We start from the raw sequence: 15,735 nt of genomic DNA, 5'->3' as shown, positions 1-15,735 counted from the left end.
GCGTGCTTTCAATGCCCCGGCCCGGGCCCCATATCGAAGGCCCGCATCTTTTTTCCTCCCGCAGACTCGAAGGTTCTGGCATGAACGATTCTCCGCTCGCCCTCGCCGAAAGCCGGCTGCTCGTCCCGGGCGGCCTGGCCGCCGGCGATCTCGATCATCTGTTCGCCCAGCTCATGGGGCCGGGCATCGACGCCGCCGATCTCTACTTCCAGCACTCGCGCAGCGAGTCCTGGATGCTCGAGGAGGGCATCGTCAAGAGCGGCAGCCACGCCATCGAACAAGGCGTGGGCGTGCGCGCGATCAGCGGCGAGAAGACCGGGTTTGCCTATTCGGACGAGATCGTGCTGCCGCAGCTCGTCGAGGCCGCGCGCGCCGCGCGCGCCATCGCCCATGCCGGTGGCGCCGGTGTCGGGCGGCCGCTGGCGGTGACGCGCGGGCGCGCGTTGTACCCGCCGATCGATCCGGTCGAGAGCCTGCCCAACGAGGAAAAGATCGCCCTGCTGCGCGCGGTCGACGCCCATGCGCGGGCGCGCGACCCGCGGGTGAGCCAGGTGATCGTGAGCCTGGCCGCGGTGCTGGACACCGTGCTGGTGGCCGGCTCCGACGGCACGCTGGCGGCGGACGTGCGTCCGCTGGTGCGTCTGTCCGTGCAGGTGATCGCCGAGTCCAACGGCCGCCGCGAGCAGGGCCATGCCGGCGGCGGCGGCCGCTACGGTTACCGGGAATTGCTGGAAAACGGCCGCGCGCTGGCCTTCGCCGAGGAAGCAGTGCGCCAGGCCTTGGTCAACCTCGACGCCGTGGACGCGCCGGCCGGGCAGATGACCGTGGTGCTCGGTCCGGGCTGGCCGGGCGTGCTCTTGCACGAGGCGGTGGGGCATGGCCTGGAGGGCGATTTCAACCGCAAAGGCAGTTCCGCCTTCGCCGGCAGGCTGGGCCAGCGCGTCGCCGCGCCCGGCGTCACCGTGGTCGACGACGGCACCCTGCCGGGGCGGCGCGGCTCGCTCAGCGTGGACGACGAGGGCACGCCCAGCCAATGCACCGTGCTGATCGAGGACGGCATCCTCAAGGGCTACATGCAGGACAAGCTCAACGCGCGGCTGATGGGCATGGCGCCGACCGGCAACGGCCGCCGCGAGGCGTTCAACCAGCTGCCGATGCCGCGCATGACCAACACCTACATGCGCGCCGGCCATCACGACCCGGAGGAAATCCTGCGTTCGGTCAAGCGTGGCCTGTATGCGGTCAACTTCGGCGGCGGCCAGGTCGACATCACCAGCGGCAAGTTCGTGTTCTCGGCCAGCGAGGCGTATCTGATCGAGGACGGCCGCATCACCGCCCCGGTCAAGGGCGCCACCCTGATCGGCTCGGGGCCGGAGGTGATGCAGCGCATCTCGATGATCGGCAACGACCTCAAGCTCGACGACGGTGTCGGCGTGTGCGGCAAGGACGGCCAGAGCGTGCCGGTGGGCGTGGGCCAGCCGACCCTGCGCATCGACGGCATGACCGTGGGCGGCACCGCGGCCTAGAAGCGCGCCGCCTTGTCACGTGCAGGAAAGCATGCCGGCGTTAGCATGCGGCCTTGGCCATCGCGGAGGTTTTCGATCATGCAACAGCGCAGATTGGGCAGGCAGGGACTCGTCGTTTCGGCGATGGGACTGGGCTGCATGGGCATGTCGGAGTTCTACGGCAAGGGTGACGAGGCCGAATCCATCGCCACCATCCATCGCGCGCTCGAGCTCGGCATCACCCTGCTCGACACCGCCGACATGTACGGCCCGTTCACCAACGAGGTGCTGGTCGGCAAGGCGATCCGCGGGCGCCGCGACCAGGTGGTGCTGGCGACCAAGTTCGGCAACGTGCGCGGCGAGCACGGCGAGTTCCTCGGCGTGCGCGGCGACCCGGCCTACGTGCGTCAGGCCTGCGAGGCCTCGCTCAAGCGGCTCGGCGTGGACACCATCGACCTCTACTACCAGCATCGGGTGGACCCGAAGGTGCCGATCGAGGACACCGTCGGCGCCATGGCCGAGCTGGTGCGGGAGGGCAAGGTGCGATACCTGGGCCTGTCCGAGGCCGCGCCGGCGACCATCCGCCGCGCGCACGCGGTGCATCCGATCAGCGCGCTGCAGACCGAATACTCGCTGTGGAGCCGTGACGTCGAAGCCGCGGTGCTGCCCACCGTGCGCGAGCTCGGCATCGGCTTCGTCGCCTACAGCCCGCTCGGGCGCGGCTTCCTCACCGGTCGCTTCAAGCGCTTCGAGGACCTGCCCGAGGACGACTACCGCCGGCATTCGCCGCGTTTCCAGGGCGAAAACTTCGCCCGCAATCTCGCCCTGGTCGCCGCGGTCGAGCGCATGGCCGCGGCCAAGGGCTGCACCAGCGCGCAGCTGGCCCTGGCCTGGGTGCTGGCCCAGGGCGAGGACATCGTGCCGATCCCGGGCACCAAGCGCCGCGAGCGGCTCGAAGAAAACGTCGGCGCGCTCCAGGTGCACCTGAGCCGCGATGACCTGGCCGAACTCGACCGCATCCTGCCGCCCGGCGCCGCCGCCGGCGAACGCTATGCCGCCCCGCAAATGCAGGCCATCGACCGATGAATGCCACCGCCCGCCCCTTGCTGCTGGCGACGATTTCGCCGGCCACCCGCCCCAAGCTCGAAAAGGCGCTCGGCGGGCGCGTGGAATTGCGCTTTCTGGCCGACATGCCGGCCAGCGAGCGTGCCGCCGCCCTCGCGCGGGCCGACATCCTGCTCACGATGCAGCCGGCGCGCGAGATCGGTGATGCCTGGCCCGAGGCGCCGGCCTGGCGCTTCGTGCAGGTGCTCACCGCCGGCGTCGATCATCTGGACATGCGCCGCTTCCCGCCGCAGACGGTGATCGCCAGCAACGTCGGCGCCTTCGCCGAGCCGATGGCCGAGCACGTGCTGGCGATGGCGCTCGCCTTGTGCAAGAAGCTGCGCTACAACCACGAACGCATGCGCGAGGGCGTGTTCGATCAAATGAGCTTCACCGGCACCCTGCGCGGCAAGACCGCGGCGATCCTGGGTTTCGGTGGCATCGGCCGCGCCTGCGCCGCGCTGCTCGCGCCGTTCGGCGCGCGCATCCATGCGGTCAATCGCAGCGGCCGCACCGACGCGCCGGTGTGGCGCTGCAGCACGCTGGCCGGGCTCGAGGACGTGCTGCGCGGGACCGATCTGGTCATCCTCAGTCTGCCGCTCGACCGCGACACCCGCGGCGTGCTGGGGCCGCGCGAGATCGGCTGGCTGAAGGACGACGTCATCCTGATCAACGTCGCCCGCGGCGAACTGATCGACGAGCACGCGCTGTACGATTTCCTGCGCGACCACCCGCAGGCCGCCGCCGGCATCGACGCCTGGTGGGTGGAGCCGTTCCGCCACGGCGCCTTCCGCATGGACCACCCCTTTCTCGACCTGCCCAACGTGATCGGCTCGCCGCACAACTCCGCACGCGTGCCCGGCTGGGACGACGTGGTGCTGGAGCGCGCCTGCGCCAATCTCCTGCGCTATCTGGACGGCCAGGCGCCGCACGGCGTGGTCGACCGTACCCTCTATCTCGACCCATGAACGACATGCCCAAGCCTCCCGAATTGTCCGGCCAGGTGGCCATCGTCACCGGCGGCGGCCGCGGCCTGGGCCGCGCGATGGCGCTCGGTCTGCTCGCCGCCGGCGTGCGCGTGATCGCCACCGCGGCGCGTGAGCTCGACGAGCTGCAACGTGTCGCTGCCGAAGCCGCGGCCATCGCCGGCGAAGACCACTGGCTCGCCCTGCGTGCCGACGTCACCCGCGAGGAGGACGCCGCCGCCGTGGTCGCCGCCGCGCTCGCGCGCTGGGGGCGGCTGGACATCCTCGTCAACAATGCCGGACGCGGCATGAAATACGTGAGCCCGCGTTTCCTCACCGAGGCCACGCGCTTCTGGGAGGTGGACCCGGAGGTCTGGCGCATGGTGATCGACACCAACGTCAACGGCCCGTTCCTGATGGCGCGGGCGGCGGTGCCGGCCATGCTCGCCGCCGGGCGCGGCCGCATCGTCAACATCTCGATGAACCGCGACACCATGCGCCGGCGCGGCTTCTCGCCCTACGGGCCGTCCAAGGCGGCGCTGGAGTCGGCCACCGCGATCTGGGCGCAGGACCTGGCCGGCACCGGCATCACGGTCAATGCGCTCCTGCCCGGCGGAGCCACCCGCACCGGCATGATCCCGCCTGGGTTGCCGGCAGAAATCGTGGCCGGGCTGCTCGATCCGGCGATCGTCGTGCCGCCGCTCCTGTGGCTGCTCTCCGATGCCGCGCGCGAGGTGACCGGCAGGCGTCTGGTCGCCACCCGCTGGCGGGCCGACGACCCGGCCGCCGCGCTCGACGAAGCCGGCTATGGACGCGGTGCCTGATCGCTGACCGGCGTCGCGTTCGCGCATCGGCCGGCCGAGTTGGCTGCCGCCCCAAAGAACGGGCCGATCAGACGCCTTGCGGCCGCTGAAGGACCGGCAAGCTGCGCGGCCCCAAGCCTTGAAGGATTTTTCAGCCGGCACCGGCGCCGACGAACGGCCCGTTTGCCGTCGGCCGCCGGCATCGACGACGGGCCTGGCGCCGGGGCTGCGCACAAACGCCAAGCCCGCGCCGTGGCCGACGCGGGCTTGGGAGAACGGCGCTGCGGCGGATCGCCCGCCGCAGCGGACGGTCAGGCCGACTTGCGCCGGGCGAGATCGCGCAGCACGTACTGCAGGATGCCGCCGTGGCGGAAGAACTCCCGCTCCTTGGGCGTCAGCAGCAGCACCTTCACGGTGAACGCCTTGCGGCTGCCGTCGGCGGCGGTGGCGACCACTTGGGCTTCCTTCGACTCGCCGCCGGCCAGGCCGGTGATGTCGAACTGTTCGCGGCCGGTCAGGCCCAGCGACTTGGCGTTCTCGCCGTCGTTGAACTGCAGCGGCAGCACGCCCATGCCGACCAGGTTGGAGCGATGGATGCGCTCGAAGCTCTCGGCGATCACCGCCTTGACGCCCAGGAGCAGCGTGCCCTTGGCCGCCCAGTCGCGCGAGGAGCCGGTGCCGTATTCCTTGCCGGCGATGACCACCAGCGGCGTGCCCTCGGCCTTGTAGCGCATCGCCGCGTCGTAGATCGGCAGCTGCTCGCCGCTCGGCACGTGGATCGTATAGCCGCCCTCGACGCCGTCCAGCATCAGGTTGCGGATGCGGATGTTGGCGAAGGTGCCGCGCACCATCACCTCGTCGTTGCCGCGCCGCGCGCCGTAGGAATTGAAATCCTTAGGGTCCACGCCCTTGGAGATCAGGTAGCGGCCGGCCGGGCTGTCCTTCTTGATCGAGCCGGCGGGGGAGATGTGGTCGGTGGTGATCGAGTCGCCGAACAGGCCGAGCACGCGCGCGCCGTGGATGTCCTCGACCGTGCCCGGCTGCATGCTCATGCCGTCGAAGTAGGGCGGCTTCTTGATGTAGGTGGATTCGGGCCAGAGGTAGACCTCGCCCTCGGGCGATTCGATCCGGTTCCAGCGCTCGTCGCCCTTGAACACGTCGGCGTAGTTCTTCTTGAACATGGCCGGGTTGATCGCGCCGGCGATGGCGTCGGAAATCTCCTGGTTGGATGGCCAGATGTCCTTCAGGTACACCGGCTTGCCGTCGCTGCCGATGCCGATCGGCTCGCGGGTGAGGTCGATGTCCAGCGTGCCGGCGAGCGCGTAGGCGACCACCAGCGGCGGCGAGGCCAGGTAGTTCATCTTCACTTCCGGATGGACGCGGCCTTCGAAGTTGCGGTTGCCCGAAAGCACCGAGGCCACGGCCAGGTCGCCCTCGGCGATGGCCTTGCTGATTTCCTCCGGCAGCGGGCCGGAGTTGCCGATGCAGGTGGTGCAGCCGTAGCCGACGATGTAGAAGCCGACCTTTTCCAGTTCCTCGAGCAGGCCGGTCTGCTCGAGGTAGTCGGTCACCACCTTGGAACCCGGTCCGATCGAGGTCTTCACCCAGGGCTTGGACTTGAGACCCTTGGCGGCGGCCTTCTTCGCCAGCAATCCGGCCCCCAGCATCACCGCCGGGTTGGAGGTGTTGGTGCAAGAGGTGATCGCGGCGATCACCACCGAGCCGTCCTTGAGCTCGAAGCGCTCGCCATCCTTGCTGGCCTGGACCGCGGCGATCGGGCCTTCGAACGTGGGCGTGCCCTTGGGGTTGCGCTTGCTGGTCAGCGGCGCCAGCGCCTCGTGGAAGCTCTGCTTCACGCCCTCCAGCAGCACGCGGTCCTGCGGGCGCTTGGGGCCGGCCAGCGAGGGCCGCACGTCACCGAGGTCGAGCTCCAGCACGGTGCTGAACTCAGGATGCGGGGTGTGCTCGTCGTGCCACAGGCCCTGCGCCTTGGCGTACGCCTCGACCAGCGCGATCTGCGCCTCGTCGCGGCCGGACAGACGCAGGTAGTTGATCGCCTCGGCGTCGATCGGAAAGATGCCGCAGGTCGCGCCGTACTCCGGTGCCATGTTGGCGATGGTGGCGCGGTCGGCCAGCGGCAGGTGCTTCAAGCCCTCGCCGAAGAACTCGACGAACTTGCCGACCACGCCGAGCTTGCGCAGCATCTGGGTGACGGTGAGCACGAGGTCGGTGGCGGTGACGCCCTCGCCGAGCTTGCCGGTGAGCTTGAAGCCGACCACCTGCGGAATCAGCATCGAGGACGGCTCGCCGAGCATCGCCGCTTCCGCCTCGATGCCGCCGACGCCCCAGCCGAGCACGCCGATGCCGTTGATCATGGTGGTGTGCGAGTCGGTGCCGAACACGGTGTCCGGATACGCCCAGCGCTCGCCGTCGACCTCGCCGGTGAACACCACGCGCGCCAGGTATTCCAGGTTCACCTGGTGCACGATGCCGGTGCGCGGCGGCACCACCTTGAAGTTGTCGAATGCCTTCTGGCCCCAGCGCAGGAAGCTGTAGCGTTCCCGGTTGCGCTCGAACTCGATGGCGACGTTTTTCTCCAGCGCGTCCTCGCTGCCGTAGACGTCGACCTGCACCGAGTGGTCGATCACCAGCTCGGCCGGCGCCAGCGGGTTGATCTGCGCGGCTTTTCCGCCCAGCTCGACCACCGCATCGCGCATCGCGGCCAGATCCACCACGCACGGCACGCCGGTGAAGTCCTGCAGCACCACGCGCGCCGGCATGAAGGAGATCTCGGTGTCCGGCTCGGCCTTGGCGTCCCAGTTGGCCACGGCCTCGATCTCCTTGGCGGTGACGTTGACACCGTCCTCGTGGCGCAGCAGGTTCTCGAGCAGGATCTTCATCGAGTAGGGCAGGCGCTTGAGATCGAAACGCTCGCCCAGCCGGGTCAGGTTGGCGAAGCGATAGGACTTGCCGTTGACGACGAGGGTGTCGCGGACGGAGAAGGAATCTTTCATGGGGCTCGAGCTCCTGGCTTTTGAGGCTGCGGCTTTAAAGGCGGGTCGACGCATCGTCGGTGGCCGGCACCGGTGAAAAAGCACGCAATTATCGCCCAAAACGGCGGTAGCCGGCGTGCGCGGCATCAATCGAGAAGGCGGCCGGTGCGGTCGCCGGGCCTTGGCGCGATGCCGCCCGCGGCGATGAAGCACCCACCTCGCCGCGATGCGGCGCCGGGCGGCGCGTCAGCCGCGATCCAGGATCGCGCCGGTCAGGAGCCCGCGCGCCAGCATGCAGCAGCGACGCCGGTGCAGGAGGAGCTGCCAGCGGCGGCCGCCCAGCTGCCGCCAGAGCACCGCCGAGCGGACCGCGGCGAGCAGGCAGGCGCGGATGCGGATCACCACCGCCGGCTGCTTGAGCAGGTCCGGATCGCCGGCGACCAGGATCCGCGGCTGCAGCGTGGACAGCGTGGCGGTGTACAGCGCATCGAGCCGGGCGATCACCTCCGCCGAGTCGTGGCCGAGCCTGGCGGCCTGGGCCTGTACCGCCTCCAGTCCCTGCTGCAAGCGTTCGAGCACCGCCGGATGCCGGGCCAGGCTGCGCTCCAGCCGCAGCACGGCGACCGCCATGCGGGTGAGGGTGAAATCACGTTCGCGGCCATCGAGCTGGGCGATCAGCTGGCGCAGACCCAGCCGCACGCCGGCGACGCCGCCATAGACGGCTGCGACGCTCGGCGCCTCGCGGCGCAGGATGCTGGCCAGGCTGGCGTCCAGCGCCGTCTCGTCGCAGCGGCCTTCGCGCGCGAACTGGCAAGCCAGGCCGACGCCCTGGAACAGCCCGGCCAGGGCGAGCACGCGCTCTTCGGTCATGGCCTGCCGGAAGGTCATGGCGCTCATGCTGCCCCCAGCCCGCCGAACGGCGCGTCGGTGGCGGCGATCACCGCGCCGCCCAGGCAGAGCTCGCCGTCGTAGAGCACCAGCGACTGCCCCGGCGTCACCGCGCGCTGCGGCTGGTCGAACCACGCTTCCAGGCCGTCTTCGCGCACCGTCACCGTGCACGGCTGATCGCTCTGGCGATAGCGCGTCTTGGCGGTGCAGCGGAAGTGCGCGGCAGGCGGTCGGCCGGCGACCCAGCTCGGCGTCTCGGTGCGTACCCGGCGCGCATACAGCCAGCGGTTCTCGCCGCCCTGGGCGACGTAGAGCACGTTGGCCGCCACGTCCTTGCCGACCACGTACCACGGCTCGCCGCCAGTGCCCGCGCGCCCGCCGATGCCAAGGCCGTGGCGCTGGCCCAGCGTGTAGTACATCACGCCCTGGTGCTCGCCCACCTCCCGGCCCTCGGGCGTGCGCATCGGCCCGGGGCGCGCCGGCAGGTACTGGGCCAGGAAAGCACGGAAGTCGCGTTCGCCGATGAAGCAGATGCCGGTCGAATCCTTCTTCGCGTGCGTGGGCAGCGCCGCCTCGCGGGCCAGCGCGCGCACCTGCGTCTTGAGCAGGCCGCCGAGCGGAAACAGCGTGGCGGCCAGCTGGGTCTGGCCGAGCGCATGCAGGAAGTAGGTCTGGTCCTTGGCCGCGTCCGCCGCGCGCAGCAGGCGATAGGCGCCTTCGTGTCGGTCGATGCGGGCGTAGTGGCCGGTGGCGATCTTCTCGGCGCCGAGCGCGCGGGCCTCCTCCAGGAAGGTCTTGAACTTGATCTCGCGGTTGCACAGCACGTCCGGGTTGGGCGTGCGGCCGGCGCGGTATTCGGCGAGGAAGTGCGCAAACACGCCGTCCCAGTATTCGGCGGCGAAATTGCGCGCATGGAAGGGCAGCGCCAGCCGCCCGCACACCGCCACCGCATCCTTGCGGTCGGCATCGGCGCGGCACGGGCCGGTACGCCCGTCATCCTCCCAGTTCTGCATGAACAGGCCCTCGACCGCTTGTCCGGCCTGTTTGAGCAGCAGCGCGGCGACCGAGGAGTCGACGCCGCCGGAAAGGCCGACCATCACGCGCATGGGGCTACGTCGGGCAGGTCTTCGAGTACGTCGAGCGGCAGACGCCGGCCGGCGAGCCAGGCATCGATGCTGGCCAGCACCAGCGGACTGCGCAGGCGCTCGTCGCCGAGCGCGGCGATCTGCCGACGATCGAGCCAGAGCGCGCGGCGGATGCCGGCATCCAGCGGCCGCGCCGCATCGTGATGGAGCGCCTGGGCGGCGAAGGCGAATCGGAGCACGACCTCGCCGTGCTCGTGACTGCGCCAGCGGTAGATGCCGACCAGGTGGCGCACCGCGACCGTCCAGCCGGTCTCCTCCAGCGTTTCGCGTGCCGCCGCCTGGACCAGGCTTTCGCCTTCCTCCAGATGGCCGGCCGGCTGGTTGTAGACCACGCGCCCGGCCACTTCCTCCTCGACCATGAGGTAGCGCTCGCCGGCGTTCACGATGCAGGCGACGGTGACGCGCGGACACCAGGGTGTGGCGGCTTGGGACATGGCAGGCTCGGCAATGAGGCGGACTTGATGCGCCGGGAAAATGGCGCCATTGTGCAGGACATCAACCGTCGCGGCGGATGCGGGATGCGCCGGTCCGTGCGCGGCGGTCTGTGTCAAGGCTCAGATGCTTGCATGGCTCATCAAAACGACCACGAACACGAACAGGAACGCGGCCTCGCCCTGGAAACGGCGCGGCCCGAGCTTGCCCGGCCACCGCTCTATCAGGTGGTGCTCATCAATGACGACTTCACGCCGATGGATTTCGTCGTCGAAGTCCTGCGCGGGTTTTTCGGCATGGACCAGGAAAAGGCCGTGCAGGTGATGCTGCACGTCCACACCCGCGGCAAGGGCGTGTGCGGTGTGTATACCCGTGAGTTGGCCGAAACCAAGGTGGCCCAGGTCAACGAGTATTCACGGGCCCATCAGCATCCCTTGTTATGCACTATGGAAAAGCTCTGAGCGCGGCCCCAAATAGGGGTCATCGCGGCATCCCGCCGCCCGTTTTACGAAGTGGAGAACGATCCGAATGTTCAGCAAGGATCTCGAAGTCACCATCGGCCAGTGCTACAAGCAGGCCCGCGAACAGCGCCATGAGTTCATGACGGTGGAGCACCTGCTGCTGGCACTCACCCAGAACCAGTCGGCGCTGGCCGCCTTGCGCGCCTGCGGCGCGGACCTGCCGCGCCTGAGCGCCGATCTGGAGCGCATCATCGCCGAGACCGTGCCGGTGCTGCCGCGCGGCGACGAGCGCGACACCCAGCCCACGCTGGGTTTCCAGCGCGTCCTGCAGCGCGCGGTCTATCACGTGCAGTCCTCGGGCCGGAAGGAAGTGACCGGCGCCAACGTGCTGGTGGCGATCTTCGGGGAGAAGGATTCCCACGCGGTGTATTTCCTGCACCAGCAGGAGATCACCCGCCTGGACGTGGTCAACTACATCTCCCACGGCATCGCCAAGATGGGCGATGAATCGGCTTCGAGCTCCGCTTCCAGCGAGCGCGAGGGCGAGGAGGCGGGCGAGGGCAAGAGCAACCCGCTGTCCGAGTACGCGACCAACCTCAACGAGCTCGCCCTGCAGGGCAAGATCGATCCCCTGATCGGCCGGACCGACGAGATCGAGCGCACCATCCAGGTGCTGTGCCGGCGGCGCAAGAACAATCCGCTGTACGTCGGCGAGGCGGGCGTGGGCAAGACCGCGCTCGCCGAGGGCCTGGCCAAGCGCATCGTCGATGGCGAGGTGCCCGAGGTGCTGGAGAACGCCACCATCTGGGCGCTGGACCTGGGCGCGCTGGTGGCCGGCACCAAGTACCGCGGCGATTTCGAGAAGCGCCTCAAGGCCGTGATCGGCCAGCTCAAGAAGCAGCCGGGGGCGATCCTGTTCATCGACGAGATCCACACCATCATCGGGGCGGGCTCCGCCTCGGGCGGCACCATGGATGCGTCGAACCTGATCAAGCCGATGCTGGCTTCCGGCGAGTTGCGCTGCATCGGTTCCACCACCTTCCAGGAGTACCGCGGCATCTTCGAAAAGGACCGCGCGCTGGCGCGGCGGTTCCAGAAGATCGACGTGGTCGAGCCGACCATCGCCGACAGCATCGAGATCCTGAAGGGCCTCAAGAGCCGCTTCGAGGAACACCACCACGTGTCCTATACCAACGAGGCGCTGAAGGCCGCGGTGGATCTGTCGGTCAAGCACATCCCCGACCGGCTGCTGCCGGACAAGGCGATCGACGTGATCGACGAGGCCGGCGCACGCCAGCGTCTGCTGCCGGAGGATCAGCGTACCGGCACGGTGGACGTGCCCGAGGTCGAATACATCGTCGCCAAGATGGCGCGCATCCCGGCCAAGCAGGTCTCGGCGTCCGACCGCGACGTGCTCAAGAACCTGGAGCGCAACCTCAAGATGGTGGTGTTCGGCCAGGATGACGCGATCGAGGCGCTGGCCGCCTCGATCAAGATGGCCCGCTCGGGTCTGGCCGATCCCAACAAGCCGATCGGCAGCTTCCTGCTGGCCGGCCCGACCGGCGTGGGCAAGACCGAGGTCACCCGGCAGCTGGCCATGCAGCTTGGCATCGAGCTGATCCGCTTCGACATGTCCGAATACATGGAGCCGCATTCGGTGTCGCGGCTGGTCGGTGCGCCTCCGGGCTACGTCGGCTTCGACCAGGGCGGCCTGCTCACCGAGGCGGTGACCAAGCATCCGCATGCGGTGCTGCTGCTCGATGAGATCGAGAAGGCGCATCCGGACGTGTTCAACATCCTGCTGCAGGTGATGGACCGCGGCGTGCTCACCGACACCAACGGGCGCGAGGCCAACTTCAAGAACGTGATCCTGGTGATGACCACCAACGCCGGCGCGGTGCAGGCTTCGCGGCGCAGCATCGGCTTCGTCGAACAGAACCATGCCACCGATGCCATGGAGGTCATCCGCCGCAGCTTCACGCCGGAGTTCCGCAACCGGCTGGATGCGATCATCCAGTTCAACCCGCTGGGCTTCGAGCACATCCTGCGCGTGGTCGACAAGTTCCTGATCGAGCTCGAGTCGCAGCTGAGCGAGAAGCACGTGGCGCTGGACGTGGACGCCGACGCCCGCCGCTGGCTGGCCGAGCACGGCTTCGACCCGCAGATGGGCGCCCGGCCGATGGCACGGGTGATCCAGGAGAAGGTCAAGCGTGCGCTCGCCGACGAGCTCTTGTTCGGCAAGCTGGTCGACGGCGGCAAGGTGCGCCTGAGCGTGCGCGACGGCGAGCTGCACGTGGAGGCCGAGGCCCCCGAGCCGATGCCCGCCGAAGTGGAATAAGCCCTGCACCGGCCTGGCCGGTCCTGCCGGAGGGAGGCGAAAAAACCGCCTCCCTCCGTTTTTTTGTGCCCGCCGGATGCTGAAGGCCCGTTAGACTTTCAAAAGCACTCGGCCGGGCGGCCCGTCACTTAAAGACGCGGCCGCGCCTTGGCCCTGGCAAGCCAGACCACTGCGGATTCCACGATGATCGCCATGCCCCGCCACCCTTCGATGCCGCCCCTGCCGACGGTGCTTTGCTGATGTTCACCGGCATCGTCCAGGCGGTGGGCCACGTGGCGCGGCTCGAGCCGCGCGGCGGCGATCTGCGGCTGCACATCGAGGCCGGCGGGCTCGATCTCGACGACGTCAGGCCCGGCGATTCCATCGCCGTGTCCGGCGTGTGCCTGACCGCGGTCGCGCTCGCCGGGCGCGGCTTTGCCGCCGACGTTTCCAACGAGACGCTGGCGCTCACCACCTTGGGCGGCCTGCGTCCGGGCGATCCGGTGAACCTGGAAAAGGCGCTGCGCCTGGCCGACCGGCTGGGCGGACACCTGGTGTCCGGACACGTGGACGGCCTGGGCAAGGTGGTCGCCATCGCGCCGGACGCCCGCTCGCAGCGCTGGACCTTCGAGCTGCCCGCCGCGCTCGCCCGCTACGTCGCCGCCAAGGGGTCGGTGTGCATCGACGGCACCAGCCTCACCGTCAACGAAGTCGACGGTACCCGCTTCGGCGTCAACCTGATTCCGCACACCCTGGCGCACACCGCCTTCCAGGCCCGCCGTGTCGGTGATGCGGTGAACATCGAGGTCGATCTCATCGCCCGCTATGTCGAGCGCCTGCTCGTCGGCGGGCAGACGGAAGGCGGCCTCGATCGCGCCTTTCTGGAGCGTCACGGCTTTGCCTGAGCCCGCCCGTGCCAAGCCGCCTTCAACCTGCCATGAGCCGCCGATGAGCTTCGACCCGATTCCCGACATCCTCGCCGACATCCGCGCCGGCCGCATGGTGGTGATCCTCGACGACGAGGACCGCGAAAACGAGGGCGACCTCATCATGGCGGCCGAGAAGGTGCGCCCCGAGGACATCAACTTCATGGTCCGCGAGGCGCGGGGGCTCCTGTGCCTGACCCTCACCGAGCAGCGTGCGCGGCAACTCGGCCTGAGGCCGATGGTGAGCGACAACACCTCGCCCTATCACACCAACTTCACGGTATCGATCGAGGCCGCGCAGGGCGTCACCACCGGCATTTCCGCCCACGATCGCGCCCGCACCATCCAGGTCGCGGTCAAGCCCGATGCCAAGCCGCAGGATCTGTCCCAGCCCGGGCACGTCTTCCCGCTCATCGCCCGTCCCGGCGGTGTGCTCACCCGTGCCGGACACACCGAGGCCGGCTGCGATCTGGCCGGGCTGGCCGGCCTCGAGCCCGCGGCGGTGCTGATCGAGATCCTGAACGAGGACGGCTCGATGGCGCGGCGGCCGGAACTGGAGGCCTTCGCGCGCCGGCACGGGCTCAAGATCGGCACCATCGCCGATCTGATCCGCTATCGGCTGGAGACGGAAAAGACCGTGCAGCGGGTGCTGGCCGAGGACGTGGAAACCGAATTCGGGCCGTTCCATCTGGTGGCCTACCGCGATCTCCTGCGTCATGACCTGCATTTCGCCCTGGTCAAGGGCCGTGTGGACGACGGCGCACCGGTGCTGACCCGCGTGCATGTGCGCAACACGCTGTCGGACGTGCTGCATCTGAAGCGCGAGGATCTCGGCCTCACCGTCACCGCCGCGCTGCGGCGCATCGCCGATGAAGGCCGCGGCGTGCTGGTGGTGCTCTCCGGCGAGGACACCGCCGAGGCGCTGCTGGCCCGGCTGGAACACCGCACGCCGCCGGCACTGGCCGGCCCGGCCGGCGAGCAACAGGAGTGGCGCCAGCTCGGCCTCGGCGCGCAGATCCTGGGCGACCTCGGCGTGCGCCGGCTGCGCGTGCTCGGCACCCCGCGCAAGCTGGTCGGCCTGGGCGGCTTCGGCCTCGAGGTGGTGGACTACGTCTGACCGCTTCGCCGCCGGTGCCTCGCCCGGCCGGAAAGCGATGGGCCTGGCGGCCCGCGGAGGCTCACAGCCAGCGGGCGCGCTTGAGCCCGGCGTAGATGCTGCCGACCACGCCGGCCATCAGCGCGATCATCGCCGGGTAGGCCCAGGGCTTGTCCAGTTCCGGCATGTGGTGGAAGTTCATGCCGTACCAGCTGGTGATCAGGGTCGGCGCGGCGAGCAGGGCGGCATAGCCGGCTAGGCGCTTCATCACCTCGTTCTGGCCGAGAGTGACCAGGGCGAGGTTGACGTTGAGCGCCGCGGTCAGCATCTCGCGCATCGCGCCGATCGACTCATTGACCCGGAACACGTGGTCGTAGACGTCGCGGAAGTAGACCCGCAGCTCCTCCGGGATGAGCTGCGGGTGCAGGCGCACCAGCTGGCCGATGATGTCCTGCAGCGGCGCCACCGCCAGGCGCAGCGTCATCAGGTCGCGCTGCATGTCGTAGAGGCGCTTGATGGTGTCGCGCTTGAAGGTGTCGGCGAACACGTCGGCCTCGAGCTCGCTCAGCTCCTCGCGGAAATCGCGCACGATCGGCAGCAGGTTGTCGACGATGAAGTCGAGCACGCCGTAGAGCCCGTAGCTCGGCCCGTAGGCGAGCAATTCCGGGTTCTGCTCGCAGGCGCGCCGCGCCGGGGTGTAGGACAGCGAGGCGCCGTGGCGGATGGTCACCAGATAGCGCTGGCCGAGAAAGATGTGGGTCTCGCCGAAGGCCAGTTTGCCGCCGACGAGCTGCGCGGTCTGCACCACCAGGAACAGCGAGTCGCCGTAGGTTTCGATCTTGGTGCGCTGGTGCGCCTTGTGCGCATCCTCGATGGCCAGGTCGTGCAGGTTGAACTCGTCCTGCAGCTTGAGCAGCGTGGCCTCGTCCGGTTCGTGCAGGCCGACCCAGACGAAGGTGTCGGGCGTCTCGAGGACGTCGCTGATCGCATCCAGGCTGATGTCGCCGACGCGGCTGCCGTCGCGCCGGTAGGCGACACAGTTGACCACCATGTCCGAAGGTGGCGTGGCGGCGGCGGACATCATGCCGGCATGATGCCCG

At 69.2% G+C, this 15,735-nt stretch carries 13 protein-coding genes; 8 read left to right on the top strand and 5 right to left on the bottom strand.

The features are described from left to right. Nucleotides 1-80 precede the first annotated feature (80 nt). The 4 genes from tldD to ALSL_RS10795 all read left to right on the top strand — a co-directional run bounded on the left by tldD (nucleotide 81) and on the right by ALSL_RS10795 (nucleotide 4,398). Nucleotides 81-1,526 carry a metalloprotease TldD gene (gene tldD, locus ALSL_RS10810; protein ID WP_126539060.1) on the top strand — a complete coding sequence of 482 codons (1,446 nt, stop codon included), beginning with the start codon at nucleotides 81-83 and terminating at the stop codon, nucleotides 1,524-1,526. Between the two features lie 78 nt (nucleotides 1,527-1,604). Continuing rightward, nucleotides 1,605-2,591: an aldo/keto reductase gene (locus tag ALSL_RS10805; RefSeq protein WP_126539058.1), complete on the top strand. Its 987-nt coding sequence runs from the start codon at nucleotides 1,605-1,607 to the stop codon at nucleotides 2,589-2,591. Then, a complete protein-coding gene (locus ALSL_RS10800) occupies nucleotides 2,588-3,577 on the top strand; it encodes a 2-hydroxyacid dehydrogenase (protein ID WP_126539056.1) in 990 nt (329 codons plus the stop codon). The genes ALSL_RS10805 and ALSL_RS10800 overlap by 4 nt, the downstream gene beginning before the upstream one ends. 5 nt (nucleotides 3,578-3,582) lie before the next feature. Beyond that, nucleotides 3,583-4,398 carry an SDR family NAD(P)-dependent oxidoreductase gene (locus ALSL_RS10795; RefSeq protein ID WP_126539054.1) on the top strand — a complete coding sequence of 272 codons (816 nt, stop codon included), beginning with the start codon at nucleotides 3,583-3,585 and terminating at the stop codon, nucleotides 4,396-4,398. A 290-nt stretch (nucleotides 4,399-4,688) separates the two neighbouring features. Here the strand turns inward: ALSL_RS10795 and acnA are convergent, their stop codons facing one another. The 4 genes from acnA to ALSL_RS10775 all read right to left on the bottom strand — a co-directional run bounded on the left by acnA (nucleotide 4,689) and on the right by ALSL_RS10775 (nucleotide 9,837). Further along, complete coding sequence (gene acnA / locus ALSL_RS10790; protein ID WP_126539052.1) at nucleotides 4,689-7,391, bottom strand: aconitate hydratase AcnA; 2,703 nt, start codon at nucleotides 7,389-7,391, stop codon at nucleotides 4,689-4,691. A gap of 225 nt (nucleotides 7,392-7,616) precedes the next feature. Continuing rightward, nucleotides 7,617-8,240 carry a high frequency lysogenization protein HflD gene (gene hflD / locus ALSL_RS10785; RefSeq protein ID WP_126540221.1) on the bottom strand — a complete coding sequence of 208 codons (624 nt, stop codon included), beginning with the start codon at nucleotides 8,238-8,240 and terminating at the stop codon, nucleotides 7,617-7,619. A 23-nt stretch (nucleotides 8,241-8,263) separates the two neighbouring features. Next, nucleotides 8,264-9,364, bottom strand: a complete 1,101-nt coding sequence (gene mnmA, locus ALSL_RS10780; RefSeq protein ID WP_126539050.1) for a tRNA 2-thiouridine(34) synthase MnmA — start codon at nucleotides 9,362-9,364, stop codon at nucleotides 8,264-8,266. Continuing rightward, nucleotides 9,355-9,837 carry an NUDIX hydrolase gene (locus ALSL_RS10775; protein WP_126539048.1) on the bottom strand — a complete coding sequence of 161 codons (483 nt, stop codon included), beginning with the start codon at nucleotides 9,835-9,837 and terminating at the stop codon, nucleotides 9,355-9,357. The genes mnmA and ALSL_RS10775 overlap by 10 nt, the downstream gene beginning before the upstream one ends. A 132-nt stretch (nucleotides 9,838-9,969) precedes the next feature. Here ALSL_RS10775 and clpS point away from each other — a divergent pair, with 132 nt between their 5' ends. The 4 genes from clpS to ribB all read left to right on the top strand — a co-directional run bounded on the left by clpS (nucleotide 9,970) and on the right by ribB (nucleotide 14,656). Next, nucleotides 9,970-10,296, top strand: coding sequence for an ATP-dependent Clp protease adapter ClpS (clpS, locus tag ALSL_RS10770; RefSeq protein WP_126539047.1), 327 nt, complete (start codon nucleotides 9,970-9,972; stop codon nucleotides 10,294-10,296). 67 nt (nucleotides 10,297-10,363) lie between these two features. Beyond that, entirely contained in the window at nucleotides 10,364-12,634 is a 2,271-nt protein-coding gene (gene clpA / locus ALSL_RS10765; protein WP_126539045.1) for an ATP-dependent Clp protease ATP-binding subunit ClpA, read from the top strand. Nucleotides 12,635-12,873: 239 nt separating this feature from the next. Further along, nucleotides 12,874-13,518, top strand: a complete 645-nt coding sequence (locus ALSL_RS10760) for a riboflavin synthase (RefSeq protein WP_126539043.1) — start codon at nucleotides 12,874-12,876, stop codon at nucleotides 13,516-13,518. Nucleotides 13,519-13,561: 43 nt separating this feature from the next. Further along, the gene (gene ribB, locus ALSL_RS10755; RefSeq protein ID WP_126539042.1) at nucleotides 13,562-14,656 is read left to right on the top strand and encodes a 3,4-dihydroxy-2-butanone-4-phosphate synthase; all 1,095 of its coding nucleotides are present in this window, start codon (nucleotides 13,562-13,564) and stop codon (nucleotides 14,654-14,656) included. Nucleotides 14,657-14,717: 61 nt separating this feature from the next. Here the strand turns inward: ribB and ALSL_RS10750 are convergent, their stop codons facing one another. Beyond that, nucleotides 14,718-15,719: a magnesium and cobalt transport protein CorA gene (locus ALSL_RS10750; protein ID WP_425478981.1), complete on the bottom strand. Its 1,002-nt coding sequence runs from the start codon at nucleotides 15,717-15,719 to the stop codon at nucleotides 14,718-14,720. Nucleotides 15,720-15,735: the final 16 nt, after the last annotated feature.

This window comes from Aerosticca soli (assembly GCF_003967035.1).
Taxonomy (GTDB): domain Bacteria; phylum Pseudomonadota; class Gammaproteobacteria; order Xanthomonadales; family Rhodanobacteraceae; genus Aerosticca; species Aerosticca soli.
The sequence above is the reverse complement of the archived record's forward strand: the minus strand, read 5'-3'. Positions and strand labels throughout refer to the sequence as shown.